Origin of the sequence: Microcystis sp. LEGE 08355 (assembly GCF_015207185.1) — a bacterium.
Taxonomy (GTDB): domain Bacteria; phylum Cyanobacteriota; class Cyanobacteriia; order Cyanobacteriales; family Microcystaceae; genus Microcystis; species Microcystis panniformis.
This window is the reverse complement of record NZ_JADEXI010000776.1, coordinates 1-1,799: the sequence shown is the minus strand read 5'-3', so window position 1 is coordinate 1,799 and position 1,799 is coordinate 1. Positions and strand designations below refer to the sequence as shown.

Annotated in this window: 2 protein-coding genes; one reads left to right on the top strand and one right to left on the bottom strand. The window is 46.0% G+C overall.

The features are described from left to right. Positions 1 to 60: 60 nt before the first annotated feature. Positions 61 to 1,056 carry a LysR family transcriptional regulator gene (locus IQ242_RS23910; protein WP_002759960.1) on the bottom strand — a complete coding sequence of 332 codons (996 nt, stop codon included), beginning with the start codon at positions 1,054 to 1,056 and terminating at the stop codon, positions 61 to 63. Between the two features lie 441 nt (positions 1,057 to 1,497). Between IQ242_RS23910 and IQ242_RS23905 the strand changes: the two genes are divergently transcribed. Continuing rightward, entirely contained in the window at positions 1,498 to 1,782 is a 285-nt protein-coding gene (locus IQ242_RS23905) for a hypothetical protein (protein WP_052277378.1), read from the top strand. The last annotated feature ends 17 nt before the right edge of the window (positions 1,783 to 1,799 follow it).

The window sequence follows — 1,799 nt, the reverse complement described above, 5'->3', positions numbered from 1 at the left end:
TGGAAACCAAAAAGTCTAAAAGTCTTACCCAACAAGGTTTTTAGATTTATTCAGCCAACCCTATTTACTCATAATTTCGGCGGGTTGCGAGTTAGGAATCGGTTCAAAGTTGTGGTCGTCAGCCAGATATTCCGGATAGGTGGAGAATTGGGGTAGTATTTCTAGGGTAAAAGCTTCGGCAGCTTTCGAGCGATAGCGATTCGGGTTAATAATTACCGACAAGGTGCGTCGTACTTCCACATCTTTAATTCTGGTCGCGTGGATAACTCCCATTTGTAGTTCTTTTTCGATCGCTGTCACCGAGACAAAAGCCGCCCCTAAACCGGATTGTACGGCATTTTTAATCGCCTCGATCGAGTTAAGTTCCATCTCCACTTTTAAGCGTTTGGTATCGATCTCGCAACGGGTTAAAACCTTGTCGATGACTTTGCGAATCGTCGATTGGGAATCGAGGGTGATAAATTTTAGTCGATATAAATCCTCTTTTTGAATCATTTCTACCTTAGACAGAGGATGAAAAATAGGCAGGACTAAAGCCAGTTCATCGTCTGCGTAGGGGATAATCCGCAGGGTTTCTTGTAATTCGGCGGGAACTTCTCCCCCGATAATGGCTAAATCCACTTGACCGTTAGCAACGCTCCAAGAGGTGCGACGGGTGGAATGAACTTGTAGCTGTACGGATACTTCTGGGTATTTTTGCCGAAAAATCCCGATCATGCGGGGAAGAAGATAGGTTCCCGTGGTTTGGGAAGCACCGATGATTAGGGTTCCCCCTTGCAGATTTTGTAGATCTTCGATCGCCCGACAGGTTTCTTGACAGAGAGTGATAATTTTTTCGCCGTAGCTTAAGAGTAGGTGTCCCGCTTCTGTTAATTGGGCTTTCCGACCGCCCCGGTCAAATAACGGCACATTTAGCTGTTTTTCGAGGTTTTGTACCTGAAGACTGACCGCCGGTTGAGATACATACAGGGTATCTGCCGCCCGTTTAAAGCTTCCTTCGGCAGCGATCGCTTTGAGAATTCTCAGTTGGTCTAGGGTGAAGGGAATGTCGGTCATAGAAAGCCTCAAAAACAGCGACAGGAGAAGGGGAGGACAATAGCGACAAATCTTAAGCCAGTGCCGATAAATACACTGAATTGACAGTACCACACCACGGGGATCAATGCTTCAGGTAGTTCCAGTTATCAGGAGACAGGAGTCAGTCCCGGTGCCACAGTTGGCACCGCCAAGCCTGAAAGTGGTACTTTTCCCTCCTACACCCTACACCCTACACCCCACACCCTACACCCTACACTGATCACTGAAAAAGGCTGCCCCAGCAATTATCGGGTTGACTTTTGTTTACCACTTAATCGTTCTTAACCAAGAATCTTAATGATATTTTAAGATTTTTTAACAAACCGCCCCTAGCCGAGATGAACGTATATTCTATAGGGGAGCGAGTGTAGATTCCTATTCCCGTTCGATCGCCCCCTAATTCTCTGGAGATCAGCACCCATGCTTACTTTGCTCCGTTCGCTGCTATTTTCCACCCTATTAAGTTTTGTTGCCCCCGTCCTCTTGGTAGGTTCTATTTTAGCTGCTTTATTGGCCACCAGTCATGTCCCTGGCTTTACTTGGGTTTCTCAGACCGGTTTTAGCCAAATCCTGCAATTTTTAACCATTTTCGGCGACGGTTATCCCCTACAAGGAATGTTAACCATCGCTGTCACCTTTGCTTTTGTTGGCAGTTTATTCGATTTATTTAACTTTTACGTCTATCAAACCAATCGGGGACAGTAACAGGCAAAGGGTGATAT